Below are 26,445 nucleotides of genomic sequence, written 5' to 3'. Positions count from 1 at the left end.
TTTATCGTGCTCCCCCATTGATTAAATTTTGCGATGCTTCGACTGCCTTTTTATTCAGTTGTGTATAGGCATCCGAACGGCTAATTTCTTCATAACTTGTGCCAATACTGAGTGCCTCAGCTGCTAGGGCAGTTTGCCAAGCTTGACGTAGAATTTGTAATTGACCCAATCGAAGATTCTGCAGTTGGGTGGTTGCTTGCTGAACGTCGGTAATGGACAGTTTCCCTGCCTGAAACCCTTGTAAAGTACGGCTCTGAACTTTGGTCGCCAAAGTAACTTGTGCTGTTGTGGCATCGAACTGGCTACGTAAACCTTTGAGCTGATGCATGCTGTTGGCAATATCGAGTATTTGTTGCTTCAGCTCACGCTGCTGCTGTTGGTTCAGCAATATTTGCTGTTGCTGGACCATCGGGATCGCATATTGCTGGCGATTGAAAATATTCAGTGGAATAGCCACGCCGATTGCTAAAGTCGTATCGTTGCTTTTATTAGGGGTTTTGCTACGTTTCATGCCTACATTTAAAGTCGGATTGGGACGTGCCTGAATTCTTAAATTTTCAATTTGATGATCCGATTGCTGAATGTTCAAGGCATAGAATTTTTCTAGCCACCCTTCAGCAATATACCGTTGCACAGTTTGGAGACTTTGCTCTGGCCAAGGGATAGCGGTTTTATTCAATTGAAGATGTGAAGATGTTTCTCCCCCCCACAAATTAGACAGCTGACGACCGGCAGCTTGTTTATTCAGCATCGCTTGCTCATAAAGTCGTTGGATTTCTAGCGCTTCAATTTGGGCACGCTCAAAATCAACCAGGGCAATACTGCCTGCCTGATAGCGTTTCTGGGCACTGTCCAGATTGGCTTTACTTGTTTTTAACAGTACTGAATAAACAGACTGCTCAACCTCAGCAAGTACAAATTGCGACCATGCAAATTTAACAATCAGTTGGCTTTGTGCCTTCCATAATTGCTGTTGCAATTGGATTTGTTGATTCGAGGTATTGGCAATCACCTGGTTCAGCTTACGCTGACCAAATAGATCTAGAGGTTGACTAACGCCAACATTGAATTCCTGTTCTTGACCTGAGCCAAAGCCAGACTGTTCTAAACTTATACTTGGATTCTGCCATAACCGACTTTGCTGAATATTCAATTCAGATATTTGCTGAACTTGTTGCCACGGCTTGTCTTGAGTCTGGTAACTTTGTACTTTTGCTAAAGCGGATTCAAAGCTGGTAACGTTTTCAGCATAGCTATATTGCATAGCCGCTGCACATATACAAGCAACCAAGCTATGACGCAAGAGTATAATTGATTGTGAAGACATGATTTTTCCCACTTATTTAAATAACCCCACTCTCAACTTGAAATAAGCAATTCAAACTGAAGTGGGGGATTACCTAACTGTTTGTTGATTACAAAGCAAACGTTATGAGCCAAGATTTTACGCATAAATCTGTGAGACAAATGCCATAAATCTCTCGCTCTCACCTTTTGCATGTTAAATCGCTGTGATAACTGACCAATCACCGTCTCAATATTGCGACGAGCATTTTTAAGACGATTAAGTACACTGAGTGGTCGTTTATCGGGCATATTGACACACAGGAATGGGAAAGCCATCAATAAAATGAATGTTGTCTTGCCCATACTGTTTAACGATATGCTGTTGTATCAAAGTTTTTACCTGTAACAAATTGACGCACTGCTTGGCAAAGTTGGGATATGAGCCTATTTGTGGAAACCATGTTTGCCAATGCTGTTTAAAATACTGATGGATTTGTGAGTCGGTGTCCATCTGTAAAAACTCACCCACTATCTCCATGGTGATAATTTCACTGTCGGTTAGCTTTGGTGCATATCCGCCTTGCCTTAGCCGGTTTGTTACAATCTTTTTGTAGTAGTCATCTACCATTAGATAGATTTTAATGATAAATTCGTCGATGGGCATGGCTTATCCTCTAATCTTTTTGGTCATTGATTAAAGTTTAAGTTCATGCCTTTTTTGTTTCAACCCCCTCTAAAAGTGTTGAGAGTGGGGTTTAAATAATAAAAGTGGTGGGAATGTTTTAGGCTACCCCACCATGAGCGGGGAAAATTCGGGAGGTGGGCTTTGTTGAAACAGGTCAGGAGCCTGATAGCTGTTTTTCCAATGAAATTGTGGATTCACTTTAACTTCAGAGCTTGGATGAAACACATCTACTTTTTCATTTTGTACAATCACATGCATCATCGATGGTAGATGATCTTGATGATCTTCACCGATTTCTAAATCGCTACTGAATGTTTTTATGTTTTCTGACTGTCCATTATGATCGTGTTGACGACTATCGCTGGCACACAAGGTATTTTGGTGATGACCAAAATGATAACTCTGCTGTGATTGAGGCTGTTGTTCATGGACACAAAAGGCCGCCGCCACATTCCAAAAGCTTTGGAACATGAACAATCCAACCAAGACTGTAATCCATGTAGTAGAACGCATCATCATAACAATCGAAAAATTTGTACCAAGTATAAGGCTTAGAGCCACTCCAAGGTCAAGCTTAATAAATTAAATTAAACATTCAATGAACACTGAATAGCCGGCACTTTTGCAAATTTACCTTGTCTCTATAAGCTCACATCAATTTCAGGTAAGAATAACAATAGATAGTGAACCGTACCGGGTTTGTCGGAGACTTTTTATTTAAGTTAGGCCACCTGACCTAACGGGTTAATCTTATCATTGTACATTGCTTCAAACTCAAAAGGCAATTTATTTAAGTTAGGCCACCTGACCTAACGGGTTAATCTTATCATTGTACATTGCTTCAAACTCAAAAGGCAATTTATTTAAGTTAGGCCACCTGACCTAACGGGTTAATCTTATCATTGTACATTGCTTCAAACTCAAAAGGCAATTTCCATGAGAGTTTCCCAAACTTTGTGTAACTGCTTATAATCCACTAACAGGAGAATAAGCAATGACTAACCAATCTGACATCAAGAAACTGGCTGAGCAAATGGCCAGCAGCATGAAAAGCTTCGATGACATCAAAGACTTTCAAAAGCAGCTCATGCAGTCCTTCATCGACACTGCCCTAGAAGCAGAAATGGAAGAGCATCTCGGCTACCCCAAGCATGAAAAGGCAGACAGGCCTAATAAGCGCAATGGGCACACTAAAAAGAGAGTCCGTAGCGACACAGGCGAGCTTGAGATCTCCACCCCAAGAGACCGCGACAGTAGCTTTGAGCCTGTACTTGTCAGTAAGCACCAAACCCGTATTTCAGGTCTTGATGACAAAATCATCAGCTTTTACGCCAAAGGTCAAACCACTACTGAGATTGTCGAAACCATCAAGGACATCTACGACGTCGACATCTCAAGCAGCTTGGTTTCCAGAGTCACTGACAACATCTTGGATGACATCACCGCTTGGCAGAACCGGCCACTGAGCAGCGTCTATCCTATCGTCTACTTAGACTGCATTGTCGTCAAAGTTCGTCAGGACAAGCAGATCATCAACAAAGCTATCTATCTGGCCTTAGGCGTTGCTCTTGATGGTAAAAAAGAGCTGCTTGGCATGTGGCTATCAGAGAACGAGGGCGCTAAATTCTGGCTTGGTGTTCTCACTGAGCTACAAAACCGCGGGGTTCAAGATATTCTTATTGCCTGTGTAGACGGCCTAAAAGGCTTCCCTGATGCCATTAATACGGTCTACCCTAACGCTCAGGTTCAGCTGTGTATCGTGCATATGGTGCGCTATTCGATGAAGTTCGTACCTTGGACGGACAAGAAGGCCGTAGCAGCTGATTTAAAGGCCATCTACGGTGCTGATACGCTTGAGATGGCAGAGGCCAACCTTGAGCACTTTGATGAAGTATGGGGCAAAGAGTACCCGCATGTCATCAAGTCTTGGCGCAATAACTGGGAGGGCTTAACGGTGTTCTTTGGTTATCCTAAAGACATCAGAAGAGTGATCTATACCACCAATGCGATAGAGTCGCTAAACAGCGTGATTCGGACAGCGGTGAATAAGCGTAAGGTGTTCCCATCTGATCAGGCAGCATTCAAGGTAGTATATCTGGCAACCCAGCAGGCATCCAAAAAGTGGTCGATGCCCACCCGTGCCTGCTGCCATCATCAGCACGCGCGGTTTTTGCATCGTTGGCTCACTCATCTTATTATCCTTGACCAATCCAATCTAGGTGAGGTGGGGATTAAAAACCCCGCATGACTGACCCTTTATCGGGAAAAACAATCACCATAAAAATGGCAAAATCATAGCATTATTTCACTCAATAATAAAGTAAATCACTTTAATTGCTAAGTAGCATCAAGATTTTGCAGCCATGGTATCGCTTTATATTCAAACCGGATGATTAGTTGTCACCGTTCTGTCACGAATCAGTCAAGCCACTGTCACATATCCCCTCTAACATACTCAGCATAATTGTTTCTGCATTATTTCAATAAAATTTATTTCGTAGCCAACTGCTAACTGCTATCAGCAAGGAATTCACTCATGACTGAAATTAATCAATTAGACCAAACCATTAGCCGCCGTAATGTCATTCGTTTTTTGGCAGGGGTGCCTGCGTTGCCACTTGCCACAGGCTCTGTTGCCACCTTATTAACAGGTTGTGATAGTGATAGTGATACTAATACCACAGCAGGTATACTCAATAATACACAAAAAACCATTAAAGCGACTGAATTTGTCGGTATGGCTGCACCAAATTTATCAAATCCCGCCAATATGGCAACGGTGTATGTCGATTCAAAGCTAAAAGCAACCTTTGATGACAATACCACGACTGACTATAAGCTACAGTATCAACCTTTTTTTATAACAGGCGATAAATTAAAAGACTTAAAGGGTAATGACATCATTGCAGGCGGCTATTTTGATATCTATAACAAGCCCATCATGGATAGTTCAGTACTGGCATCTACGCGCCAGTTTTTCTCTGATTGTCCCGATGGTTCTTCATTATTGACAGTTAAAGGCGCGCGCGTGGCAGGGGTAACAGGTAATACCGTATTTGCGGTGGTGCAGTTTGAATATACAAGTAAAGACCAAGCAGGCAGCAATACTTACGGTACACTACCTTCACCCATTGCGGTAGTGACACTTGACCAAAACCCACAAACAGGCGAACTCAAAGTCGTCAAATACCACAATGTGGATATGTCAAAAGTGTATGGGTTATGGATTACTTGTGGTGCATCCCTCTCACCATGGAATACGCATTTGTCATCAGAAGAGTATGAACCAGACGCTTTCATGGCTAAAAGCAGCGCCCAATTTAAAGCATTTAGCAAAAACTTATACGGTGATGAAACCAAAGCAAACCCATACCATTATGGTCATTTACCAGAAATCGTAGTCAATGCGGATGGTTCTGGTATCGCGAAAAAACATTTCAATCTAGGCCGTATCTCTCACGAACTGATTCAGGTGATGCCTGACCAACGTACTGCGTTGATGGGTGATGACTTCACTAACAGTGGTTTATTCATGTTTGTTGCCGATAAAGCAGCTGACCTGTCTGCAGGTAACCTCTATGTCGCCAAAATCAGCCAAACGTCAGCAAAAGGTGGCCCTGCGGCTGCCAGTGATTTTAGCATCAAATGGATGCATCTGGGACATGCGACCAGTGCTGAAATCGAAGCCCTAGCCAATATGGTAGTACCAACCGATATCATGGATGTCAAGTACACTGACCCCAATGATACCTCTTACAAAAAAATCGGCTATGACGGAGCAAGTAACTGGGTAAAACTTGCGCCAAATAGCAAATTACCGGCAGACAAACTCACCCAAGCGGCGGCATTTTTAGAAACCCACCGCTACGCAGCGCTGCAAGGTGCGTCAATGGCGTTTACCAAAATGGAAGGCACCACGGTCAATATCAAAGATAAAATCGCCTACTCTGCCATGTCGCGCATTGAAAAATCGATGACCACGGACGAGTACGATGTCAAAGTGGCTCAGCTAAAATCAGGCGCAGTGTATGCCCATGAGCTTAAAGGCGGTCAGCTTGATAACAATGGTAAAGCGATTAACTCTGAGTGGGTCTCTACCCGTATGTATGTACCTGAAGGCTTAGCAGGGGAAGACATTGCCAAAGACGCGCTCGGTAACACGTCAAACATTGACAAAATCTCTTGCCCCGATAACCTAAAATTCTCTGAAAAAATGCGTACCTTATTTATCGGTGAAGACTCTGGTTACCACGTTAACAACTATCTTTGGGCATACAATGTTGATACCAAAAAATTAGCGCGTATCTTGTCAACACCAGCAGGGGCTGAGTCAACAGGTCTACACGCGGTTGATGAAGTCAATGGCTATACTTATATCATGTCAAACTTCCAACACCCAGGTGATATGACATTTGTCCCCGCCGTTGAGACAGCAGTTCGCCCGCTCATTAACCAAAACTTCAAAGATGGCTACAGTGCTGCGGTGGGTTATTTGGCGTTTAAAGCTTAATACCCTGCCAAGCGATGATATAAAAAACCCAGTCAATGACTGGGTTTTTTATTTTGCTTTGACAATGACAGCTAGTGAATTTGCGTTTCAATATGCGATTCAATAAACGCAATAAAGTCCTCTGCGATATGCGTGCCGCATTGGTCGTCAATCTCACGCACGCAGGTGGGGCTAGTCACGTTAATCTCTGTCACTTTGCCACCAATCACATCGAGTCCGACAAAGTACAAGCCTTTTTGCAGTAGCACAGGCGCCACTTGCTCAGCAACTTGGCGCTCTTGCGCTGACAATGGCATGGCGACACCACGACCACCTGCGGCTAGATTACCGCGCGTTTCGCCTTGGCTTGGGATACGCGCCAAGCAATAATCCACGGGCTTACCACCGACAATTAAAATGCGTTTATCGCCGTCCTTGATTTCGGGCAAGTATTTTTGCGCCATCACAGGCAAGCTTTCAAGCTGGGTTAGCATTTCAAGGGTTGAGCCAATATTAGGGCTATCGGCGGTCAGTCGAAAAATACCCATTCCCCCCATACCATCAAGCGGTTTGACGATAACATCTTGGTGGGTATTGATAAAATCACGGATATGGGTCTGTTTGTTGGTGACAATCGTCGGTGTCATCAGCTCAGGGAATTGTGTCGCAAACAGTTTTTCGTTACAGTCACGTACGCTTGCTGGGTTGTTGACCACCAATACACCTGCTCGCTGAGCATATTCTAGCAAGTACAGGCTATACAAAAACTGCATATCAAACGGCGGGTCTTTACGCATCAAGATGACGTCAAATGCGCTAGCAGGCTGCGTGGTTTTTTCCCCCAGTTCATAAAAACGTGCAGGGTCTTTCAACGTTTTGAGCGATTGGCTATCAATTTGCAATGCGCCATTATCGAGCCACAAATCGTGAATTTGGCAATAATGCGCCGTGTGACCACGATCTGCAATCGCCCACAGCATCGCGAGCGTGGTGTCTTTTTTGTAGTTAATGGTGTGGATATCGTCCATGACGATCAGAAAATTCAATGGTTTCATTTAGTATCCTTATTAGTATGCTTGTTCAATTTTTATCAATTGTTCATTTTGCTATTAAAACATCGATTCGACCGCATTGCCATTACTATCGTAGCGCATACCGCTGGTCGGTTGTTCATTGGTAAACCAAAAATGGTATTCAGGATTTCCCGCTTGGCTATAAACAATCGCTTCTTGTACCACACCCTGACGGAACAATACTTTTTGTTTGATACGGCTATCGGACAATCGATACGTCACCCAACCATCATATAAGCCGTTAACCAAGTCGGTGCGAAGCTGGGTCACAAAATTTGGATAGTACACCACCAAAAATTCATCGAAGTAACCGTTCTTCACAAAGGTGGTAAATTGCTCCCCTTCTGGCATCACGCCATTATAAGGACCATCGGCAATGCCTTGTGGCGCAGCTTGCGGTGATTTTGGCGGCAAGATAAGGCTATTTAAAGCATCATAAAACGGCTGTTGGTCAGTTGCCACATTGACAATCGCAGGCGGTTTGCTACCCTCCGCCATCATTTCATTGATACTACTACAACCTGCAAGCGCAAATAATATTGCCGATAAGGTGAGTGCAGTGCCAATACGCAAAAGGTGTGCCGTTGTTAGTGTGGTGGGCAAGGCTTTTGTCAACATAGCCGTCCTCTTCAATGGTTAATTTAAAAACAATCTATAATTCGCGGGGTTGGGTGATAGCAGCCGCTTATTGAACGCCGTATTGCTCGCGGTAAGCTTGCATTTTAGCAAGTTCCTCCTGCGTGCCATTTTTGGCGACATACTCGGTAATGTCATCCATCGTGACCAAGGCAAGTACCGGTACATTGAGGCTTTGTGCCAATTCTTGAATGGCAGATTGTTCGCTTTGACCTTTTTCTTTACGATCCAGCGCAACGATAATCCCCGCGACTTTGGCCTCTGATTTTTCTAATAGCGCCACTACTTCACGCATCGCCGTACCCGCGGTCATCACATCATCAATCACCCAAACTGATTTGCCTTTGAGATCGGCGCCAACCAGCATACCGCCTTCACCGTGGTCTTTGGCTTCTTTACGGTTGTAGCCCCAATCGGCATTGATTTGGTGATTGTTCCACAGTGCTTGCGCGGTCGCCGCCACAAACGGAATACCCTTGTATGCTGCCCCAAAAATTACCAAATCCTTACTGTCGCTAGATTGTAGCTGCTTGGCAAGCGCATCAGCATACCCATTTGCCAACACCGACAATAGCTCACCTGTTGATAACAAACCTGCGTTAAAAAAATACGGGCTTATACGACCTGATTTTAGGGTAAATTCGCCAAATTTTAATACATTGTTTTTGAGTGCCACTTCAATAAAATGCTGGGGAATAAACTGCGGTGCGTGAGCGGCTTGGGTTTGAGAGGATGGGGTTTGAGATGCTTGGGCTTGAGATAATTGCGACATACGCGACTCCAAAAAAGAACAAGTTAAAAAATACCATTAGCCGCCTGTGATTGGGTTTTGCGAGCTAATGGTGATAGTACGTTTGCTGATGGCTGTTTGCTTACCCACTTGCCAGTCGATGGCAATGGCGGCGAGCGCAACATGCGTCGGTTCGATATATAAATCGTCATGCCGGGTCAAAAAATGCAATTGGGTGCGATGCGCCTCGATGTATTGATTGATAGCATCAGCCAAGTCTTGCAAGGTGATTTGGGGGTTGAGTGATTTGCGTGATTTGCACTGGCATAGCAAAAACACACAAAGCATAATATGGTACATTTGTCCCATCAGATACAGTTTGGTTTCGATATTAAGTAGCGCTTGGTTATAGGTGGCGTCAGACTGTGTGCTGGGGGCATCGTTGGCTTGATGTGCGCAGGAATTTTGCACTGTCTGCTGTGAGAAGGATGTTGTAAGCATATCCATGATCGCTAAATGTGGGTATCGACCCATCACCTCTTTCATCAGTGAAACACTGCTGTCATTGACGAGCTGCGGCAACAAAGACAGCGGTAAATGCAATGACGGGTGTTTGCTTTGGCTGCTATTGGCGTGCTGTTGCTGTTGCTTAATAAAGTGCCGCATCTCAATGGTTTGCTCAGATAGTAACTGCTCTAGCATGTCAGATTGATGACTTTGCGGACTTTTTTTAAGGGTTTTTGTTGTGTTGTCCTTCATTGGGTAGGGCTTGGCAACCTCTTTTACACTAGCGGTGAGGTTGTTGGTATCCGCCACTGGCAATGAAAGCGGTTTTTGCATATAGACGTCAAGGGTATGACGCGCCGGTATGACGCGCTTATCAATCGGGCGACAAGGATCGGGTAAAGCCAATCTTTCTGTTTCTGTCATCACATTGGGATGGCGTAGCTGGTGTTTGTCTTTAACCACTTGGTTTTTTGCGGCGTGGCGCTCGGTGTTGGAATAAGTCATGGCATACACGGCTATAAAATCACTGATAGGTAAATGCTGAAAAATTTTTGTTGAAACCCACCACCCATCACTATTCGCCTAAACTCGACAAAATATACTGATAGCCTGACTGCCAATCTGGGTAGTTGAGCCAAGTAGCTGGCAAGTTAGTGATAATGCGTTTGCCCGTTGTTGGCTCCATACAGGGCAGCGATAAGCTCAAGCCCTGTGCAGTCGCCAAATAGTTTAGCACAGTATAGAGCGGGACTGGCGCGTTATCTGTCGCCAAGTAAACTGGCACGGTTTGACCCGCATTGATGACAGTGACAATGATGCTGACTAAATCTGTATCCATAATACGATTAGTCCATGTGTTACTCGGATAATCACTCGCCATATTTGTCGACTGCGCTGCTAACTGTCTTGCCATGGTCAGTAGACGTAGCCGTGACTGCCCATAAATCCCACTTGGGCGAATGATGACGCTCTTATCTTCAAAGTGCTGCTGCAACAACTGCTCAGTTTGCAAAATCACTTGAGAAGTGGCGCTCGCTGGCGCGAACACAGGGGTATCGATATCAATGATTTCGCCCGCGTTTTGTCCGTAAACGCCTGTCGAAGAAATAAATACCACACGTTTGAGGTTTGGCAGATGGTCACCCAATCGCACCACATGCTCGGCAATCGCATAATAACTGTCACGGTAGCCTTGTAGCGACAGGGTATCTGGACTGACAATGATACAGATTTGGCTAATTTGGCTGGTCCATTGACTTAGCTGCGCAACGTCTAACGTGCGCGCATCACTGGCAACAAAATGTAGATTTTCCTGATATAGATGGTCATTATCGGGCGGTAGCTTGGGTGTTCTGGGGCTGCAGAAAACCAAATCTGTCGGCGTGGAGCGGCTAACACCAATCACGCAATGCCCCTGCAGCGCTAATTGCTTAGCAACTGGTAAACCAATTTTGCCCAGTCCAATCATTAAAATGGTTTGCATCATGCTATGACCTATCGAGAATGGCATTAAAAAAGCCGACTATTTTTAATCGATGTATTTTTAACCGATTTATTGTTGAAAACGCATCGATAAATCAATGGCTTTGATATGCTTCGTCAACGCACCCATTGAGATAAAATCCACCCCTGTTTCTGCCACTTGGCGTAGATTGGTAAGGCTAATATCACCTGAAGCTTCAAGCTGGCAAGGCTTGCCAAGACTAGCAACCAACTCGACCGCTTTTTGGGTATCTTCAATGGTAAAATTATCGAGCATCACGATATCAGCATTGGCAGCGATGGCTTGATGCAACTCATCAAAATTTTCCACTTCAACTTCCACTGGCTTATTGGCAATCTGACGCGCCTGACTGACTGCTTGGGCGATACCGCCACACGCCATGATATGGTTTTCTTTTATTAAAAAGGCATCGTATAGCCCGATACGGTGATTATTGCCGCCGCCACACAGCATGGCGTATTTTTGCGCATGGCGTAGCATTGGGAGGGTTTTACGGGTGTCTAACAATTTGGTCGGTAGTTCTGCGATGACCGCCACATGGTTGGCAACCACAGTGGCAGTAGATGATAAAGTCTGTAAAAAATTGAGCGCGGTACGCTCACCCGTCAGTAGCGCCCGGGTGTTACCGATGAGCGTCACCAAAACTTGATTGGCTGCCACAGCGTCACCATCTTTGACTGCCCAATCAAGCTGCATATTGGGGTCAAGCTGGCGAAATACTTCATCCACCCATGCCTTGCCCGCGACTACCATCGGTTCACGACAAATAATCGTTGCCGTATCGCGCTGTGTGTCAGGTATTAACTGGGCATTAATATCCCCAGTCGCGATGTCTTCTTGCAGCGCAAGTGCGACTTGTTTGGCGATTTCAATACGTAGTAGTGAGCTAATGTGCGGCGCGGTGGTCGAGGTGTCACTAATGGTTTGGCTAGCAGCAGGCATGCAAATAATCCCTTATTTTTGATGGGGTATTTTCGATGAAGTATGTTTGATTGTATTATCGCTTATTCTTTGGGGGCTTGGGTAGTAGTTTGTTGATATAAACGCAGGGCAATCAACGCCAAAGCGGCTACAATCGCAGCGAGTACACCCCACAGTGCCCATGTTTTGTAGCGTTCAAACGACGCGTTGGGATTGTTCAATGCCTCGATATTTTGCATTTGTCCTTCAACGGTATTGCCAAGGCTGGCGAGTTGTTGGTTGGATAGCGTGATATTGGATTGTTGTAATACGCCTGGCTCGTTAATCACCAGTCTATAAGGCGCTGTGCCTTGTGCTAAAAAGTACATCTCATACATGGGCGTTAACAGATTGACCGGTAAATCGTCTTGCTGCATTTGACCACCCAATTGCAGCGACTTGGTCAATGTGGGTTGCCAACTGACCGTGGTATGGTTTTTATCAATTTGTGAATTGGCTAAAGTTTTATCATTACTTACATTAGCGGTCTTGTTGATTTTAGCTAATTGATTGGCTTCTTGTTCAGGTACGTTGATGCTCACTTGCCACAGCTGATTTTCGGGGACAAAAAAACTTACCCCTGTGGTCAACATGGGCTGAGCAAGGCTAAGCCGCCATTGGTTGGCGTCATCTTTGGTTTTTGAAAAACTGGCACGGGTCAAGAAGAAACTTGCCTCACTCACCATGCGATTTAAGCTTGCTGCCTCAAGATTGATAGGCTGATTTGCCACCACTTGCCAATACCGATAATTGGCTTGCTGTGGCTCGATGGCAATCGCATTGCCTGTCGCTATCGGCTGATTGCTGCCGTCAGCTTGCGGCGCTACCATTTGGCTATGTTGAGTAGCCTGGCTAGGTTGACCACGTTGGCTAGGGTCAAAGGGGCTGACCACCGTTTGGCTGACCATCTGCCAGCTTTGCAAGTCATCACTGCCATAAATTTGCAGTTGCAGTGGGCGCTTGCTGGGCTGGGCTGAATTCACTGGTAAAAATTTTAGCCAAAGATTGACTGCTTGCTCGGTTGATAAAGTAGATTGGTTTTTGGCAAAGTTGGGATTGGTTAACCACCAAGTTCTGACCGGACTATTGGTAACAGCGGCGACTGGGTTTGAAGGTAAATTACTAAGGTCAATGTTAATCGATTGTTGGTTGTCTGGGTTATCAAGCTGTACGGTCAACGCATGGCGTAATTTTTCCACCGCATTGGGGTTATCCGTCTCCACGCTAACTACTTGCAATACTTGATTGACAGATGATTGTTTGCTGACCGGGCGAATCGCCATCGGCATAATATGACCTTTGGCATCAATCAAGCGGTAATTTTGTTTATCACTAATAGTTGCCCCATTTTGCTGCATGATTAAAGCCAACAAACTGGGCGTTAACGACGAAAATTTTACCAGTTGGGCGTAGTTGGGGTTGTCCGCTTGATTTTCTCCCGGTAAATCAATATCGATTGCAAAGCTATTTTGCAATGCCTCAAAGCCATAGCTGATACTGTCAGTGTCATGCTCTTGCTCTTGCTCTTGCTCTAAGTTGTCAACGATGGCAGGCGCTACCGTGGTCGTGGTGGTTTGTGTTTGCGAGGCAACAGTGACGGATGCCGTTTGCGTGGGGTTTTGGGCATCTGCTTGCGTGTAAATGATAGCTACTAACAATAGCGGCGAAACTAAAGTTGCCGATAAAATACAGGCGCGGTGTTTGGCTAATCTTACGTGACAGTGCTTATTGTTTTTCATTTTAGCTTCATTGTTACTTCATTTTAGCTGCATAGCTACTTGATAATTTATGTTGCTTTATAACTTAGCAAATTGCGAAGCCCATTGACAAAACCCCGACCTACCAGATTAATCATCCCAAAAAACAGCGTAGCATGTGTTTGGGTATCAACATAAAGCCGTCAGTTGCAGTTAATCTAAAAAAATTTAAAAAAACCATGGCCTCGCATTGTAAGCATCAGTAGACAGTAACAACATTAATTTTTTATGTTAGAAACGCGATAAGTGTTTTTCTAACTTATTGATAGTAATTAGATTTATACTTTAATTGCTGTTGCACTTTGCCCTATAAGGATATTAACAATACCCACTCAAAACTTCTATACCGTGCTACAAACCTCTAACAAGAGAACCGATATTTTGGATAAATTCTAGCTAGATGTTACAATTTAAAGACAATTAGGCAGCAAGTCTTTGTGCATTTAGCTAAGCCCGCCTGCCGTAAATACGAAAAATAACCCACGTTATTCACGAGCTTTAGCAGGGGTCTACTTATCTTTTTTTGGCTGCATTGGGTTTGTCTTACTTAAGTTTATCTGACTTGAGTTTACCTGCCTTAGGTTTACTTGACTTAGGCGGTAAGGGTGCAAGATAGCCAATGACTAGCATCAACAAGCCTGCCCCAATAAAAGACACCACACGCAGTACCGCACTGGTATTCGACATATCAATCAATACCAACTTGGCAACCACAATGGTCAATAATGCGATACCGGCAAACCATACCAAGCGAATGGCTTTTTTGTTTGCCAAGAACATCAATACCATCGCAATGACGGTCCATAAGATAGTCAGCCCCGTCTGTACCATACTGACTGACCAAGCACCATTTTCCCACGTCGGTGTGCCCCAAACGCTGGCAAACCCACGCACCAACATACTGCTGACCGTCAAAAATGCCCCTAGACCGCAAACCACCAAAACGATAGTACGATAGTTGCTATCAACTTTGAGTGCCACATAAGATTGGTACAGTAAAATGCTGATTAAGGTCAAATCCAGCGGATTGAGCAGGGGCAGATAAACGCCCAATAGCTGACCGTCTAACGAGAAATTGGCAGATAAACTCCAAATAAAGGTTATAGGTACCAAAATATAAGCGCTGTGTTTCAGTAGAGTATCAACCTCTAACCAACCAAGCAAACGACCACCAAGCGCCTGAAGTTTTGGCAGCAACAACAAACTCATCAGCCCAATCACAGCGAGCACGGTCGGTAAAATAGTGATAATGGCTCGAAGCTCTTGGGCATGCTGCCAATAGTTAAATGGCACTTGTTGCAGCATCCAAGTTAGCATGGCAATCAGTGTCAAAAACCAAACGAGCGCGTCAACGCTTGTATCCAGTCGGTCGCGGTGCCAGCGACTAAGCAGCCACGCGCCTAGCAATTTTGCGATGGCTAAACAGCCAAGCATGGCGAGCAAATAACGCCCCAACCCGCTAAATGCTTTGATGTGATAATCGTTTAGGTCTACAACCGTCTCGACCTTAACATGAGTGAGACAGACTAGCACCCAGCTCATCATCGCAAACGGTAAAATAAAGCGGCTCACCTTACGCATACTGCGCCAAACAAAACGCTGATGTATCAGTTGTCCCACAATTAAAAATACCGCCATACCCACGGCAAGTTTGATAGTGGTGGTTTTGCCACCGTTGTTCCAAAAGGGGTCAGCGGATAAAATCGCCGACAGATACAGCACAAACCCGACAACCACAAGCGCGGTGGCAACAAAGCTGTGACTGGCATTATCAGCGATTTGTTGAACCCGTTTATGCGTCGTTTTGACTGTCGCAGGTTGAGTTTGAGGCTGACCTTTAGCTTGGGATGTGGCTGCCGCGATATTGGCTCTACCGTGACGCAAAATAAAAGCAGACAGCAGCACACACGCTGTCAATACGGTCAGTGGCAAAGTGGATGAAGCCGCTACTATAGATGTTTGGTGCGGAATAGATAATTGATCCAGTAGCCCATACCAATGCCGCATGAGGGTATCAAAGCCCACCAATAACACGATACTAAAGGCTTGCAATGCCAACCCAAAATATACCGTCCAGCGTCTTTGGGTACGCGCACCGAGCCACACCAATGCAGCACCCTGCACTGCCCAACCGATACTAATCCATTTGGCTGATAGCGCCAGTGGTATCACCAAAGCCAAAAACCCACAGCCGAGCGCAAGGCTGGCTTCAATGAGCAGCTCAAAGCTGTTATCAAATTGATTGTTGGCTTGTGGGTCGCCTGCGATGCTACGACGATGATGTTTGAGCAGCCACAATCCTAGACTCAAATAAATAGCTGATAATGCACTGCTAGCAAAAGCCAGATGATAAGGCAAATCATTGAGCAAGCTTGCCATCAGCCCAAACCCCAGTAACGCTGTACCAAACAACAAGCCTGAATCTATCGATATAATCGGGCGTTTGGCTACCCCCGTGTTCATTTGCAGTAGCGTTTGGTTATAACTCACGACCTGCTGAGAGTATCTAACCGCAATAAACAAATACAGCGCCATGTGCCCAACCAATAACCCCAGCAGTTGCCAGCGTAATGACAGCCAGCCTGCACCTGCACTATTGCCACTAAATGCACGAAATCCCCACGCATAAGCAAGCCCAAAAGTCACCGCTAGACTGAGCGCATTGAGCAATTTCCAAGTGCGATAATGGGCAATCACCGCAACCGCTATATTGAGTAATAAATAATAACTAAATAACATCACCACACTACCGTCAGGTCGGCTGACCAGTATTGGCGCAAAAAACGCCCCACCGAACGCCAAGACCGCAAGCGGCAGCGCATTTTGCCACACCGAAAACATCACTGTTAACCCTGCCAGTAACGCGAGCACGCCGAAGGTTAAGGTTGATGGCAGTAGTCCATACAATTTAAAACTTGCAAACACTGTCAAATAAATCACCGCAAAGCCGACACCTTGCAAAGTCAACCCATAACTGCGTTTTTTGGCAGTGGTGCGATAGCCGACTACCGTTATCACCAAGCCACCTAACGCTACCAGCGCCATGCGCACGGGCATCGATACCTCAATATATTGGCTGGCAAGTTTGAGTAATAGCACCACGCCCACTAGCAGCACCAGTGCCCCGACACGCACCACCAAGTTTTCCCCAAAAAACCATTGAGTGGCACTTGCCCAAAGCGATGTCACAATATTGGTAGCGCTTTCATCATCTTTTAAAGAATGAGATGATGGCTGTGATACGATAGGTTTATGCGGTGGGGCTGCGTCATTCATTGACGGCTGCGTTGCCGTTGGCGCATTTGAGCTAACCGAAGCGTCAAGCGTATTCGCCATTGGCAAAGAGTCTAAGTCTGGGAGGGGCACTAGGAGGGGCGCTGGAAAGGGCGCTGAGACAGGGTTTTGACCGATGGGCTGCGTGATGGGGTCAGTAACAGGTTCAGTGACAGGCTGATTTTGGCGAATATCGCTTGCCGATTGCTGGGTAGATGATGGCTTTGCCTCGCTGCTTAGGATATACACAGTTGCCATAACGTCAGCGAGTTGTTTTTGCAGGTTGTCGAGCTTGGATTCAAGCCGGGTAATTGCTTTTTGTTGGGCAAAAATTTTATAAAGCGCCCCCACCACTGCCAGAATCAACGCCGCTATAATCGTATCCATCAGATGTCCTACCCTTGTTGTCAGCTTAGCGATAGCATACCATTTTTTTGCAAAATTGCTTTTTTTTAACTGTGTCTTTCGGTTAAGGTGATGATAAGCCCATTTTATGCTAAATTAGCCATAGCATTGAGTAGCGTTTTACCAACTATTTGAAACACCATTTTGATGATTGGGCGGGGTATGGTTATGTCGGGATTTAGCATTGAGCAGGGTTTATTAAGCCCATGCGAGTTTGTGGCGTCACCCAATTTTGGACAACGCCCCGACCCTAACGATATTCACCTGATTGTGATTCATAACATCAGCTTGCCGCCCAGTGAATTTGGTCTAAAAGATGACCAAGGCGAGCATTTTGTTCGTGCATTTTTTCAAAATCAGTTAGACCCCAAAGCCCATCCGTATTTTGCAACCATCTATCAGCAGCAGGTCTCCGCGCATTTGTTTATTGAGCGCGATGGTAGGGTCACGCAGTTTGTGAGCTTTGATGAGCGGGCTTGGCATGCTGGCAAATCTAGTTATTTGGGCGTGCCAAACTGCAATGACTATTCGATTGGGATTGAGCTAGAAGGTGATGATTATAGCGAGTTTGATGATAGGCAATACCAAGCTTTAAGTGGCGTGATTGCCGCGATTTATCAAGCTTATCCCAAAACCATCAATCATCTAGCCGGTCACAGCGATATCGCGCGCGGCCGCAAATCCGACCCGGGGCTCTATTTTGATTGGGTGAAATTAAGAAGCATGGTCAATAGAAACATGGTCAATAAAAATGACATCAGCCATTAGATGATTTTCAAAAATTTATTGTATGGCAATTTTTTAGGATAACGATTTTGTAAGATGACAATTTTGCAAAATAACGATTTTGCAAGATAATAGTGCCCAAATCAAGCTATAAAATCCAATTAGCACACCCACTTCTCGGCAGAACTTGCAGCGATTCTTTCATGTCAAAACTTATCAAATCCACCGCTATTGTTAGTTTTTTTACCTTATTTTCACGTATCTTGGGTATGATTCGCGACATGGTATTGATGAGCGTGTTTGGTACAGGGGGCATGATGGATGCGTTTTTGGTGGCATTCAAATTGCCCAATTTTTTGCGGCGGCTGTTCGCTGAAGGCGCATTTGCCCAAGCTTTTGTCCCTGTACTATCCGATTATCAACACCAAGCCCAAAATAACGACATGACCGATAGCAAAAAAGCCTTGCTTGGCATTCAAATTCTTATCAGTCGGGTGGCAGGTACGTTATTGTTGATTTTATCAGGTCTTACCGCCGTGATAGTCATTTTCGCGCCCGCCGTGATTGCTGTGTTTGCGGTCGGTTATCTGCATGAGCCTAGCAAATTTGTAACGGCAGTTGAGCTACTTCGTATCACTTTTCCTTATTTGTTATTTATCGCCATGACCGCGTTTGCTAGTAGTATTTTGCAAAGCGTGGGGCGGTTTGCCTTGCCTGCCTTTGCACCGGTAATTTTAAATGTGTGTATGATTGTGGGCGCGATTTGGGTAGCGCCGCTGCTTGCCAAGCCAATTTTGGCGGTCGGTTATGCCGTTGCGGTGGCAGGTTTGCTGCAGCTATTGATTCAGTTACCGCAATTGCATAGCCATCAGCTGCTCGTGATGCCAAAGGTTAGCTTTCGTCATCCTGGCGTGCGACGGATTTTAAAACTCATGCTCCCTGCGCTGTTTGGGGTATCGGTTACCCAAATCAATATGCTGGTCAACACGGTACTGGCTTCAACCATGGTCGATGGCTCGGTCTCTTGGCTATATACCGCCGAGCGGATGAGTGAGCTGCCGCTAGGGCTGATTGGGGTGGCGATTGGCACGGTGATTTTGCCCAGTCTATCCAAAAGTATCGCAAGCGATGACCATCAACAATTTGGACACACCCTAGATTGGGCGACGCGGCTGACGGTGTTGGTCGGCGTACCCGCATCCATCGCGCTTGGCATGATTAGTAATGTGCTTATGATATCCCTGTTTGAACATGGGGAATTTGTACGGCAAGATGCCATGATGAGTGGGCTTGCGCTACAGTGCTTAGCGGGTGGGATTTTGGCATTTATGCTGATTAAAATATTTGCCCCAGCTTTTTTTGCCCGTCATGACAGTCGCACCCCTGTCAAAGTCGGTGTGATTAGCGTGATTGCCAATGTCGTGTTAAGCCTAATACTGGCTGGGTTATTTAAAAAGTGGCAAATCGCACCCCACGCCGGGCTAGGGCTTGCCAATACACTGGCGTCTTTTATCAATGCGGCGCTGTTATATTTTTATTTACATACCCAAGGTATTTACCGGTTTGGTGCGGCTTGGCGACGATTAGCGATTATCTTTGCCATGGCAAATGGGGCAATGGGGTTGGCACTTGCCGCTGGTATTCATTTTTTCCCGATTACCGCGCATCAAGGTATTCGTATTGTTGCGCTATTGGCGCTGTGTGTGGTGGGCGCTATGGTGTATGGCGCAGCGCTATTAATCGCTGGCTTTAGGCTATCAGAACTAAGACCGCATCATAGCGTTCAATAAACAATAGACAACGGAAAACAGACAAAAAAACGGCTAAATAACATTTATCTAGCCGCTTTTTCTAACTGAAGTTTGTAATTGAGTTTTGTGACTGAGCTTTTTTTAACGCAGCAAAACATTAGCGCATTAACCTATCAATGCATTACAATGTTTTAGCGCTTTATCGAATTTTGGCAGTCTTTATTATCACAAATTCCATACAGTACCAGCGAGTGCCCTGCTAGGGTAAAGCCAAAGTCTTTGGCGACTTTTTCTTGCAACGCTTCGATTTCTTCATTGTGAAATTCAATGATTTTGCCGCATTGGTCGCATACCAAGTGGTCATGGTGCTCATCCTTGGCGATTTCAAACACCGACAAGTTGTTTTCAAAATTGTGACGCTCGACAATCCCCGCTTGTTCAAACTGGGTCAACACCCGGTAAACAGTCGCAAGCCCCACGTCTTCACCGTGCTCCATCAAGGCTTTATATACATCTTCTGCGCTCATGTGATGGGATTCGGCTTTTTCTAGCAATTCTAAAATTTTCAAACGCGGTAACGTGACTTTCAAACCGGCACGACGCAAATCTTGGTTGGTAAAAGACGACATAAAAATCCTTACACCCTATCAGGTGTCGCTTATAAACTGAACATTATGACTATAATAACAAATTCGATGAAATCCCACAGTAAAAAAACGTGACACCACTGGCAAAAGCGCGCGTTGACAAATAACGGGCGAATGCAGACTAGAGATAAAGTAGGCTAACCACTAGAACGCCAAATACCAAACCACCGCGGTGTTTTACACCCAAACATTAACTGTATGTAAAATAATTTAAATTTTGCGGTCAATAGGTAGGCAAAAAAACCCAAATCACGTATGATAAGTCGTAAATTTTATCGTTCACCATCTCAAAGCGGTTTGACAAATGACATCTATCACAACACTATCAAAAAAACTGGCAGTCCTGCCTTTGGTTGCCGTAATTAGCAGCGTCAGCGTATTACCAGGTTGCTCATGGTTTAGCGTGTACAAAATCGATATCCCACAAGGCAAGCCGATTCATGAAGACAAATTAAGCCAAGTGCAAGTAGGTATGAATGCCAATCAAGTGCTGTATATACTAGGTAGCCCAACCTTTAGAGACACCCTAAATCCGGTACGTTGGGATTATCTGTACGATTTTACCCCAGGTACTAACGCCAAACGCGCCAACAAGCCAGCGATTCATAACGCCCAACAATACGCCAAAATTTATTTTGACCAAAATGGTATTGTCACCAGTATTGAGCGCCCAGCGGTGACTCAGTAAGCTTTTTTGACTAAAAAGCCAATCACAGCATCACGGCAATGATTGGCTTTTTTTATGCACTACACAATAATACCGGGTCACGCCCTTATCGGTTGAATTTTTTAGACAGTAATTTGCGTTTGTTTTGCGGGTCGATGGTCAAAGGGCGATAGATTTCGATTCTATCGCCTGTGTTGATAGCACTTTGCCAGTCTAGTTTATGGGAAAACACACCGACACTATAGCTAAAAATCTGCGGATACTGCTGTTGCCAGCCTGTGGCATTGACTGCATCAATCACCCGGCTATTATCGGCAAGTTGCAGGGTTAACCGCAATTGTGTTTGGCTATCGGGCGCAAAGGCTATATCTACAGTAATCATTTTGCCAATCCTAGCACCCACCCCACCATCGCCAAAATCACCGCCAATGGCACAATAATACGCACCGCAATGCGCCAAAGGTTATATAAGCCTTCTGAGCTAAAATTCAATGATTTGCGCAAATGGCTGATTTTCATTTGCCAGCCTGCAAATACGGCTAGCCATACCGCCGTGACTAAACTTATCACGATAATCAGCTGATTGAGCCAAGCAGTTGGTACCATGGCTAGCGCAAGACTAAGCACTGCCAATACCACCAATGCCAAAAAATTAAATTGCTGTTGTTGCCAACGTAATGACACTTGATGGGTCAAGATATGCAGTAAATAAGCCGCCCCTGCCAGCATTGCCAATGCATTCAGCACTGCCGCCATCGTGCTGTTTGGCGATAAAGTCATGGCAATCAGCGCACCCACTAATAACTGAAAACTCCACACAGGTAACACATAACGACTCGCGGATTCGCGTGCTTGATCTGTCGCCGTATTGCTCATCGTGAGCATTTGGTGGGTGCGCGCATGCCAGTATAATCCCGTACCTGCGCCCACACAGACTAGCGCCAACACTACCGCCCCTGCCCACTCCGTCAAGGACGTCGCTGTCACCTGCCACGCCACAAACCCACCCTGCATGACATTGACAACCAACGCGGCAACGGCAAAACCGACCGCCAACCAACCTGCCAAATGCTTGATAAAACTCAAACCAATCACTATCAGCACCATGATGGCTAACAAGGCAGGCAGAGCAATATTGCTCACCAGCGGATGGATAATCTCGCCACTACTCGCCAGTAAATGCCCCACAACCGCCAGCAACAACACAATAGTCAACCAACCAAACCCGCGCCAAACCGTTGACACGTCAGCTTCACGGGTCAGTACGGGCAAACCGACCAGCGGCGACGTACCACTACGATGCGCCAAACCAATTTCTGCAAACACCAATGGCAACCCGACCAAGGTCATCGCCACCAGCCACAACAACCAAAAATCAATCTGCCCAATGTAGTCACGGCTAAACCAAGTAAAAACCAGCAGCGGCAGCAAGCTTGCTATCAAAATCGGCTGTAAACGATTAAATGGCATGGTGTTGGATTCCTTTGTAGCGGTGGTTTATTGTCACAAAATTATTTGATTCGCTTCGCTAAAGTGATTTTAAGAAAGTGATTTTAAAAAAATGACTGTAAAATTCAACAGTGCAAAACTAAATCGCCGCTATTTTAGCAAACCCACACCGTATGCAAAACCCACCAACGCAAAATCCACACAAACTTATCAAAAATAGTAGTCAAAATAAAAAACCCTGCGTATCACAGGGCTTTCTTTATAGCTTCAGATTAAAAAGCGCAGTTACACATGCGGTAAAATCGCAGGCATCAAATCATGAAAGGTACGACCTGACGCGGTTTCACCAATGGCATGCATTTTCCACTCACCGTTATGGCGATAAATTTTTGCCAAAATCAGCGCAGTATGACTGCCTTGGGCTGACAAATCATAACGGGCAACTTCACTATTATTGCTGGCATTCACCAAACGACAAAACGCATTATTGACCGTAGCAAAAGTTTGACCCGTAAAGCTATTGACAGTAAAAACCAAGGCTTGCACATGGTCAGGGATACGAGATAAATTGACATTAATCACTTCGTCATCACCATCGCCAGCACCGGTGCGGTTGTCGCCTGTGTGTTGTATACTACTGTCTTTTGACTGCAGTTGTCCAAACCAAATCGCATCCACCATTTGTTTGTTGGCATCAAGCATGATACACGACGCATCCAAGTCAATGCTGCCGCCTGCACTGCCGCCACCGCCGAACAAGCCACCCAAAAATCCACCTGATTTTTGCGGCGCAGCACCGACATCCCAACCCAGACCCATTTTGATTTGGCTGAGTGCGCCACCTGCTTCTTTTTCTAACGAGATTTTTTGACCTTTCGATAAATTCACTGCCATGTTGGTTTCCTTATTTTATGTTTTTACTATTCTATCTAGCTATGTTTTAACAGGTTAATAACGGTTTAGCACAAACTGACTATAACAAACCGCCCAAAATACCTTCATTGCCACCGCGTCCGCCTGAGTTTGACCCCAGTAAACTTTGAATCCAGCCTTGGTAGGTATCACGGTTGCGCGAGCAAATCACTACTTTGCCTTGACCTGAGAACTTGAGTACCATGCCTTCGCCGCTCGTGACTGAATTGATGATATTGCCCAAAAAGCCTTTTTTCTGGCTGGTTGCCATTGACAGGCTGTATTGCAATCGGCTATCCCAGCATACCACGTGACCGTTATCAATAATCACATCTTTATCAGGCGTGATATCAATCTCAAACAAAGAACCAAACCCCGATACCACGAGCTGACCTTGGCCTTGCGTTTGCATGACCATAAAGCCACCCGTATCCCCAAATACAGCGCCGCCTAAATTGCGCTGGATATTGGCACGCAAATCAACGCCATTGGTTGCTGCCACAAAAGCACCGTCACTAAGCGTATACTGATTGGCACCGACGTCTAAGATTTGCATATCACCATCAAGTGTGGGCGCGAGTAAGCAGTCACCCTCACCATTTACCGCTTCAATTTGCTGCTGAAAAATCGACTCGTCATTGGCAAATCGGCGCATCAAAGCTTGCATGATGCCGCCACGCATCTGACCTTTGAGCTCAAGATTTGACTCCATCATGACCATGGCATTAGATTCGCAATAAATCGAATCGCCTTTTTTGAGATTACAATGCAAAAATGGCTCAATCGTCCCAATCATACTAAACGTCGCTGCCATAAATTAATGTATCCTTATAAACCTTATAAACTAGGTGGCAAAAATGATGATAAAAGTAGCTAAGTTTGAAAAAGCGCTTAGGCTCAAAAAAGCGCTCAGGCTGAAAAAATGGTTATGTTGAAAAAAAGGGGCAAGCCGATGCCACCCCATTGTTAAAAAAATGTTAAAAAATTTTAGCCAAAAAACTAAACAGCAACGCCATATGACGCAGCCAATGGCCCTAAACCGCCAGCAAAACCTTGTCCAACCGCGCGGAATTTCCACTCGCCATTGTTCTTATAAAGCTCACCAAAAATCATCGCTGTCTCAGTGCTGCTGTCTTCTGACAAATCATAACGAGCCACTTCAGCGTCGCCTTGGGTATTCACCACACGAATATAAGCGTTTGCTACTTGACCAAAGTTTTGGTTACGCGCTTGACCATCATAAATCACCGCACAAAATACCACTTTGCTCACATCGGCTGGGACTTTAGTCAAATCTACTTTGATGACTTCATCATCGCCATCGCCTTCACCGGTGCGGTTATCACCGGTATGCTCTACCGAACCATCAGATGATTTTAGGTTGTTAAAGAAAATAAAATCTGTATCTGCCCGTACTTTACCCGATTCATTGACCAAAAACGCGACCGCGTCTAAGTCAAAGGCTTGTCCGTCAGTGGCACGTGGGTTCCAGCCTAGACCAACGGCCATGTTGGTTAAATTCGGTGCTTCTTTTGATAAATTAACATTACCACCTTTGGTTAAGCTAATTGCCATTGTTTTATCCTTTGTAATAAATTTTTGAAATCAAATAAGAAAATCGATGTCCTTTGTCGTGCGCTGCACCTTTCACGCTCAGACTACAAGTGCCTAGAACAAAAGCGCGCCCAAAATAAAAGGCTCAAACACCATAAAAAATCGCCTAAAAAAACAAAACGTGAGCCGAAACCCACGTTTTAACTATACCTTTGGTGATAGAATTTGTCCACCATTCGGCTACATTAAGCTGTTATATTTATGTGTCAAAAGCTTAAGGGATATTAAGCTCAAGTCAGCATCCTACATACCGCTACGGTTACGCATGAGCCCCAGTCTTTTTAGCATCTTTTAGTGTTTAGCCAAGGCTGCTTGGCGCTTACGGTAGCTGATAGAGTTAATCACTGCCCATACGATAAAGGCAATCCCAATCAAACCCGTCACGATTTCTGGCACTTCGATATGCACAGTTGCCAATAGCATGATGACCGCCAACGCGCCAATCGCATAATGCGCACCATGCTCTAGATAAACAAACTCATCGAGCGTGCCTTTTTCTACCAAGAAAATGGTCATGGAGCGCACAAACATCGCACCAATGGCAAGGCCTAGCATGATGATAATCACGTCATTGGTAATGGCAAACGCGCCAATCACCCCATCAAAACTAAACGATGCATCGAGTACTTCAAGGTATAAAAAGCCTGCGATACCGCCTTTGGCAATCGCGCCCGCTACTTCTTTGCCTTCAATCACATCGGGGGTTGATTCATCATCATCACTCGCCCCTTCTAACAGGCTTGATAACACATTGGTGGCTAGATAAATCAAAATACCAAATACCCCTGCGGTTAACACCACCGATTTTTTGGCGTCTTCCACCCAGTATAAAGCGGTCATTAGTAGTACCAATGCCACAAACACGCTCATGGCATCGACCTTGCCAAATCGTGCCAATTTACGCTCTAACCATTCAAACCACATCACTTCTTTTTCATCAAAGATGAAGTTTAAAAAGACGAGCAACAAGAACATCCCACCAAATGCGGCAATCTCTGCATGATGCTCCATCAGTTTGGCAGAGTATTCTTTCGGGTTGTTGAGCGCCATATTGATGACATCCATCATGCCCATATCGGCAGTCACTGCGACGATGACAATCGGGAATACCAGACGCATACCAAATACCGCGATGAGTATACCCACAGTTAAGAAAATCATTTTCCAAAACTTATCCCAGGTTTTGAGTACCGAGGCATTGACCACCGCATTATCAAACGACAGCGAAATCTCCATCACTGCCAAAATCAGCGTGACAAACAGCGCCGACATCATAGTGCCAACACCACCATGTGAAAAACCCCACCACGCTGCAATTGCCAGCGCAATCGTGGTAAAGACAATATCAAAATAAAAATGTCTCATAACAATCC

Annotated in this window: 22 protein-coding genes and 1 pseudogene; 5 read left to right on the top strand and 18 right to left on the bottom strand. The window is 45.2% G+C overall.

Features of this window, described 5'->3' with window-relative positions:
• Position 1: 1 nt before the first annotated feature.
• The 3 genes and pseudogenes from H9W84_RS01985 to H9W84_RS01975 form a co-directional block, all read right to left on the bottom strand.
• The gene (locus tag H9W84_RS01985) at positions 2 to 1,327 is read right to left on the bottom strand and encodes a TolC family protein (RefSeq protein ID WP_040403790.1); all 1,326 of its coding nucleotides are present in this window, start codon (positions 1,325 to 1,327) and stop codon (positions 2 to 4) included.
• Between the two features lie 32 nt (positions 1,328 to 1,359).
• Positions 1,360 to 1,951, bottom strand: a pseudogene (locus tag H9W84_RS01980) (transposase family protein).
• A 123-nt stretch (positions 1,952 to 2,074) separates the two neighbouring features.
• On the bottom strand, positions 2,075 to 2,485 hold the full coding sequence (locus H9W84_RS01975) for a cation efflux protein, CzcI-like (protein WP_197931452.1): 411 nt from the start codon (positions 2,483 to 2,485) through the stop codon (positions 2,075 to 2,077).
• Positions 2,486 to 2,966: 481 nt separating this feature from the next.
• On the opposite strand from H9W84_RS01975, the gene H9W84_RS01970 reads away from it, so the two are divergent.
• Together H9W84_RS01970 and H9W84_RS01965 are read left to right on the top strand one after the other, a co-directional pair.
• The gene (locus tag H9W84_RS01970) at positions 2,967 to 4,220 is read left to right on the top strand and encodes an IS256 family transposase (RefSeq protein ID WP_239741475.1); all 1,254 of its coding nucleotides are present in this window, start codon (positions 2,967 to 2,969) and stop codon (positions 4,218 to 4,220) included.
• Positions 4,221 to 4,508: 288 nt separating this feature from the next.
• Entirely contained in the window at positions 4,509 to 6,482 is a 1,974-nt protein-coding gene (locus H9W84_RS01965; RefSeq protein WP_239741474.1) for a PhoX family protein, read from the top strand.
• A 71-nt stretch (positions 6,483 to 6,553) separates the two neighbouring features.
• Here H9W84_RS01965 and gshB read toward each other — a convergent pair whose 3' ends face one another.
• From gshB to H9W84_RS01925, 8 genes are all read right to left on the bottom strand, one after another.
• A complete protein-coding gene (gene gshB, locus H9W84_RS01960) occupies positions 6,554 to 7,516 on the bottom strand; it encodes a glutathione synthase (protein WP_239741473.1) in 963 nt (320 codons plus the stop codon).
• Between the two features lie 54 nt (positions 7,517 to 7,570).
• Positions 7,571 to 8,152: a hypothetical protein gene (locus tag H9W84_RS01955; protein WP_239741472.1), complete on the bottom strand. Its 582-nt coding sequence runs from the start codon at positions 8,150 to 8,152 to the stop codon at positions 7,571 to 7,573.
• Between the two features lie 67 nt (positions 8,153 to 8,219).
• Positions 8,220 to 8,942, bottom strand: a complete 723-nt coding sequence (gene pyrE, locus H9W84_RS01950; protein WP_239741471.1) for an orotate phosphoribosyltransferase — start codon at positions 8,940 to 8,942, stop codon at positions 8,220 to 8,222.
• Between the two features lie 36 nt (positions 8,943 to 8,978).
• On the bottom strand, positions 8,979 to 9,911 hold the full coding sequence (locus H9W84_RS01945; RefSeq protein ID WP_239741470.1) for a hypothetical protein: 933 nt from the start codon (positions 9,909 to 9,911) through the stop codon (positions 8,979 to 8,981).
• 70 nt (positions 9,912 to 9,981) lie between these two features.
• Positions 9,982 to 10,893 (bottom strand): NAD-dependent epimerase/dehydratase family protein, encoded by a 912-nt coding sequence (locus H9W84_RS01940; RefSeq protein WP_239741469.1) that lies wholly within the window; start codon positions 10,891 to 10,893, stop codon positions 9,982 to 9,984.
• A 66-nt stretch (positions 10,894 to 10,959) separates the two neighbouring features.
• A complete protein-coding gene (gene nadC / locus H9W84_RS01935; RefSeq protein WP_239741468.1) occupies positions 10,960 to 11,853 on the bottom strand; it encodes a carboxylating nicotinate-nucleotide diphosphorylase in 894 nt (297 codons plus the stop codon).
• 62 nt (positions 11,854 to 11,915) lie between these two features.
• Positions 11,916 to 13,610, bottom strand: a complete 1,695-nt coding sequence (locus H9W84_RS01930; RefSeq protein WP_239741467.1) for a DUF3999 family protein — start codon at positions 13,608 to 13,610, stop codon at positions 11,916 to 11,918.
• Positions 13,611 to 14,171: 561 nt separating this feature from the next.
• The gene (locus tag H9W84_RS01925) at positions 14,172 to 17,288 is read right to left on the bottom strand and encodes a DUF2339 domain-containing protein (protein WP_239741466.1); all 3,117 of its coding nucleotides are present in this window, start codon (positions 17,286 to 17,288) and stop codon (positions 14,172 to 14,174) included.
• 180 nt (positions 17,289 to 17,468) lie between these two features.
• Here H9W84_RS01925 and ampD point away from each other — a divergent pair, with 180 nt between their 5' ends.
• Positions 17,469 to 18,074: a 1,6-anhydro-N-acetylmuramyl-L-alanine amidase AmpD gene (gene ampD, locus H9W84_RS01920; protein ID WP_420846642.1), complete on the top strand. Its 606-nt coding sequence runs from the start codon at positions 17,469 to 17,471 to the stop codon at positions 18,072 to 18,074.
• 161 nt (positions 18,075 to 18,235) lie between these two features.
• On the top strand, positions 18,236 to 19,822 hold the full coding sequence (murJ, locus tag H9W84_RS01915; protein ID WP_239741464.1) for a murein biosynthesis integral membrane protein MurJ: 1,587 nt from the start codon (positions 18,236 to 18,238) through the stop codon (positions 19,820 to 19,822).
• A 152-nt stretch (positions 19,823 to 19,974) separates the two neighbouring features.
• Here the strand turns inward: murJ and fur are convergent, their stop codons facing one another.
• Positions 19,975 to 20,412: a ferric iron uptake transcriptional regulator gene (gene fur, locus H9W84_RS01910; protein ID WP_050325439.1), complete on the bottom strand. Its 438-nt coding sequence runs from the start codon at positions 20,410 to 20,412 to the stop codon at positions 19,975 to 19,977.
• 322 nt (positions 20,413 to 20,734) lie between these two features.
• On the opposite strand from fur, the gene H9W84_RS01905 reads away from it, so the two are divergent.
• Positions 20,735 to 21,118 carry an outer membrane protein assembly factor BamE gene (locus H9W84_RS01905; RefSeq protein ID WP_007115778.1) on the top strand — a complete coding sequence of 128 codons (384 nt, stop codon included), beginning with the start codon at positions 20,735 to 20,737 and terminating at the stop codon, positions 21,116 to 21,118.
• Positions 21,119 to 21,203: 85 nt separating this feature from the next.
• Here the strand turns inward: H9W84_RS01905 and H9W84_RS01900 are convergent, their stop codons facing one another.
• The 6 genes from H9W84_RS01900 to H9W84_RS01875 form a co-directional block, all read right to left on the bottom strand.
• Positions 21,204 to 21,479 (bottom strand): RnfH family protein, encoded by a 276-nt coding sequence (locus H9W84_RS01900; RefSeq protein WP_050325438.1) that lies wholly within the window; start codon positions 21,477 to 21,479, stop codon positions 21,204 to 21,206.
• Positions 21,476 to 22,567, bottom strand: a complete 1,092-nt coding sequence (locus H9W84_RS01895; protein ID WP_239741463.1) for a hypothetical protein — start codon at positions 22,565 to 22,567, stop codon at positions 21,476 to 21,478. The genes H9W84_RS01900 and H9W84_RS01895 overlap by 4 nt, the downstream gene beginning before the upstream one ends.
• Positions 22,568 to 22,831: 264 nt before the next feature.
• Positions 22,832 to 23,440: a TerD family protein gene (locus H9W84_RS01890; RefSeq protein WP_007115781.1), complete on the bottom strand. Its 609-nt coding sequence runs from the start codon at positions 23,438 to 23,440 to the stop codon at positions 22,832 to 22,834.
• A 79-nt stretch (positions 23,441 to 23,519) separates the two neighbouring features.
• Complete coding sequence (locus tag H9W84_RS01885) at positions 23,520 to 24,272, bottom strand: TIGR00266 family protein (protein ID WP_100270627.1); 753 nt, start codon at positions 24,270 to 24,272, stop codon at positions 23,520 to 23,522.
• Positions 24,273 to 24,457: 185 nt separating this feature from the next.
• Positions 24,458 to 25,033, bottom strand: a complete 576-nt coding sequence (locus H9W84_RS01880) for a TerD family protein (RefSeq protein WP_239741462.1) — start codon at positions 25,031 to 25,033, stop codon at positions 24,458 to 24,460.
• 330 nt (positions 25,034 to 25,363) lie between these two features.
• Positions 25,364 to 26,437, bottom strand: a complete 1,074-nt coding sequence (locus tag H9W84_RS01875; RefSeq protein ID WP_050325434.1) for a DUF475 domain-containing protein — start codon at positions 26,435 to 26,437, stop codon at positions 25,364 to 25,366.
• Between the last annotated feature and the right edge of the window lie 8 nt (positions 26,438 to 26,445).

It is taken from the genome of Moraxella tetraodonis (assembly GCF_022359095.1).
In the GTDB taxonomy this organism is placed as follows: domain Bacteria; phylum Pseudomonadota; class Gammaproteobacteria; order Pseudomonadales; family Moraxellaceae; genus Faucicola; species Faucicola tetraodonis.
The sequence above is the reverse complement of the archived record's forward strand: the minus strand, read 5'-3'. Positions and strand labels throughout refer to the sequence as shown.

Bases quoted from the DNA above. Each gene is read 5' to 3' on its own strand.
- H9W84_RS01985 (WP_040403790.1), bottom strand. From the start codon at position 1,327: ATGTCTTCACAATCAATTATACTCTTGCGTCATAGCTTGGTTGCTTGT.
- H9W84_RS01975 (WP_197931452.1), bottom strand. From the start codon at position 2,485: ATGCGTTCTACTACATGGATTACAGTCTTGGTTGGATTGTTCATGTTC.
- H9W84_RS01970 (WP_239741475.1), top strand. From the start codon at position 2,967: ATGACTAACCAATCTGACATCAAGAAACTGGCTGAGCAAATGGCCAGC.
- H9W84_RS01965 (WP_239741474.1), top strand. From the start codon at position 4,509: ATGACTGAAATTAATCAATTAGACCAAACCATTAGCCGCCGTAATGTC.
- gshB (WP_239741473.1), bottom strand. From the start codon at position 7,516: ATGAAACCATTGAATTTTCTGATCGTCATGGACGATATCCACACCATT.
- H9W84_RS01955 (WP_239741472.1), bottom strand. From the start codon at position 8,152: ATGTTGACAAAAGCCTTGCCCACCACACTAACAACGGCACACCTTTTG.
- pyrE (WP_239741471.1), bottom strand. From the start codon at position 8,942: ATGTCGCAATTATCTCAAGCCCAAGCATCTCAAACCCCATCCTCTCAA.
- H9W84_RS01945 (WP_239741470.1), bottom strand. From the start codon at position 9,911: ATGACTTATTCCAACACCGAGCGCCACGCCGCAAAAAACCAAGTGGTT.
- H9W84_RS01940 (WP_239741469.1), bottom strand. From the start codon at position 10,893: ATGATGCAAACCATTTTAATGATTGGACTGGGCAAAATTGGTTTACCA.
- nadC (WP_239741468.1), bottom strand. From the start codon at position 11,853: ATGCCTGCTGCTAGCCAAACCATTAGTGACACCTCGACCACCGCGCCG.
- H9W84_RS01930 (WP_239741467.1), bottom strand. From the start codon at position 13,610: ATGAAAAACAATAAGCACTGTCACGTAAGATTAGCCAAACACCGCGCC.
- H9W84_RS01925 (WP_239741466.1), bottom strand. From the start codon at position 17,288: ATGGATACGATTATAGCGGCGTTGATTCTGGCAGTGGTGGGGGCGCTT.
- ampD (WP_420846642.1), top strand. From the start codon at position 17,469: ATGGTTATGTCGGGATTTAGCATTGAGCAGGGTTTATTAAGCCCATGC.
- murJ (WP_239741464.1), top strand. From the start codon at position 18,236: ATGTCAAAACTTATCAAATCCACCGCTATTGTTAGTTTTTTTACCTTA.
- fur (WP_050325439.1), bottom strand. From the start codon at position 20,412: ATGTCGTCTTTTACCAACCAAGATTTGCGTCGTGCCGGTTTGAAAGTC.
- H9W84_RS01905 (WP_007115778.1), top strand. From the start codon at position 20,735: ATGACATCTATCACAACACTATCAAAAAAACTGGCAGTCCTGCCTTTG.
- H9W84_RS01900 (WP_050325438.1), bottom strand. From the start codon at position 21,479: ATGATTACTGTAGATATAGCCTTTGCGCCCGATAGCCAAACACAATTG.
- H9W84_RS01895 (WP_239741463.1), bottom strand. From the start codon at position 22,567: ATGCCATTTAATCGTTTACAGCCGATTTTGATAGCAAGCTTGCTGCCG.
- H9W84_RS01890 (WP_007115781.1), bottom strand. From the start codon at position 23,440: ATGGCAGTGAATTTATCGAAAGGTCAAAAAATCTCGTTAGAAAAAGAA.
- H9W84_RS01885 (WP_100270627.1), bottom strand. From the start codon at position 24,272: ATGGCAGCGACGTTTAGTATGATTGGGACGATTGAGCCATTTTTGCAT.
- H9W84_RS01880 (WP_239741462.1), bottom strand. From the start codon at position 25,033: ATGGCAATTAGCTTAACCAAAGGTGGTAATGTTAATTTATCAAAAGAA.
- H9W84_RS01875 (WP_050325434.1), bottom strand. From the start codon at position 26,437: ATGAGACATTTTTATTTTGATATTGTCTTTACCACGATTGCGCTGGCA.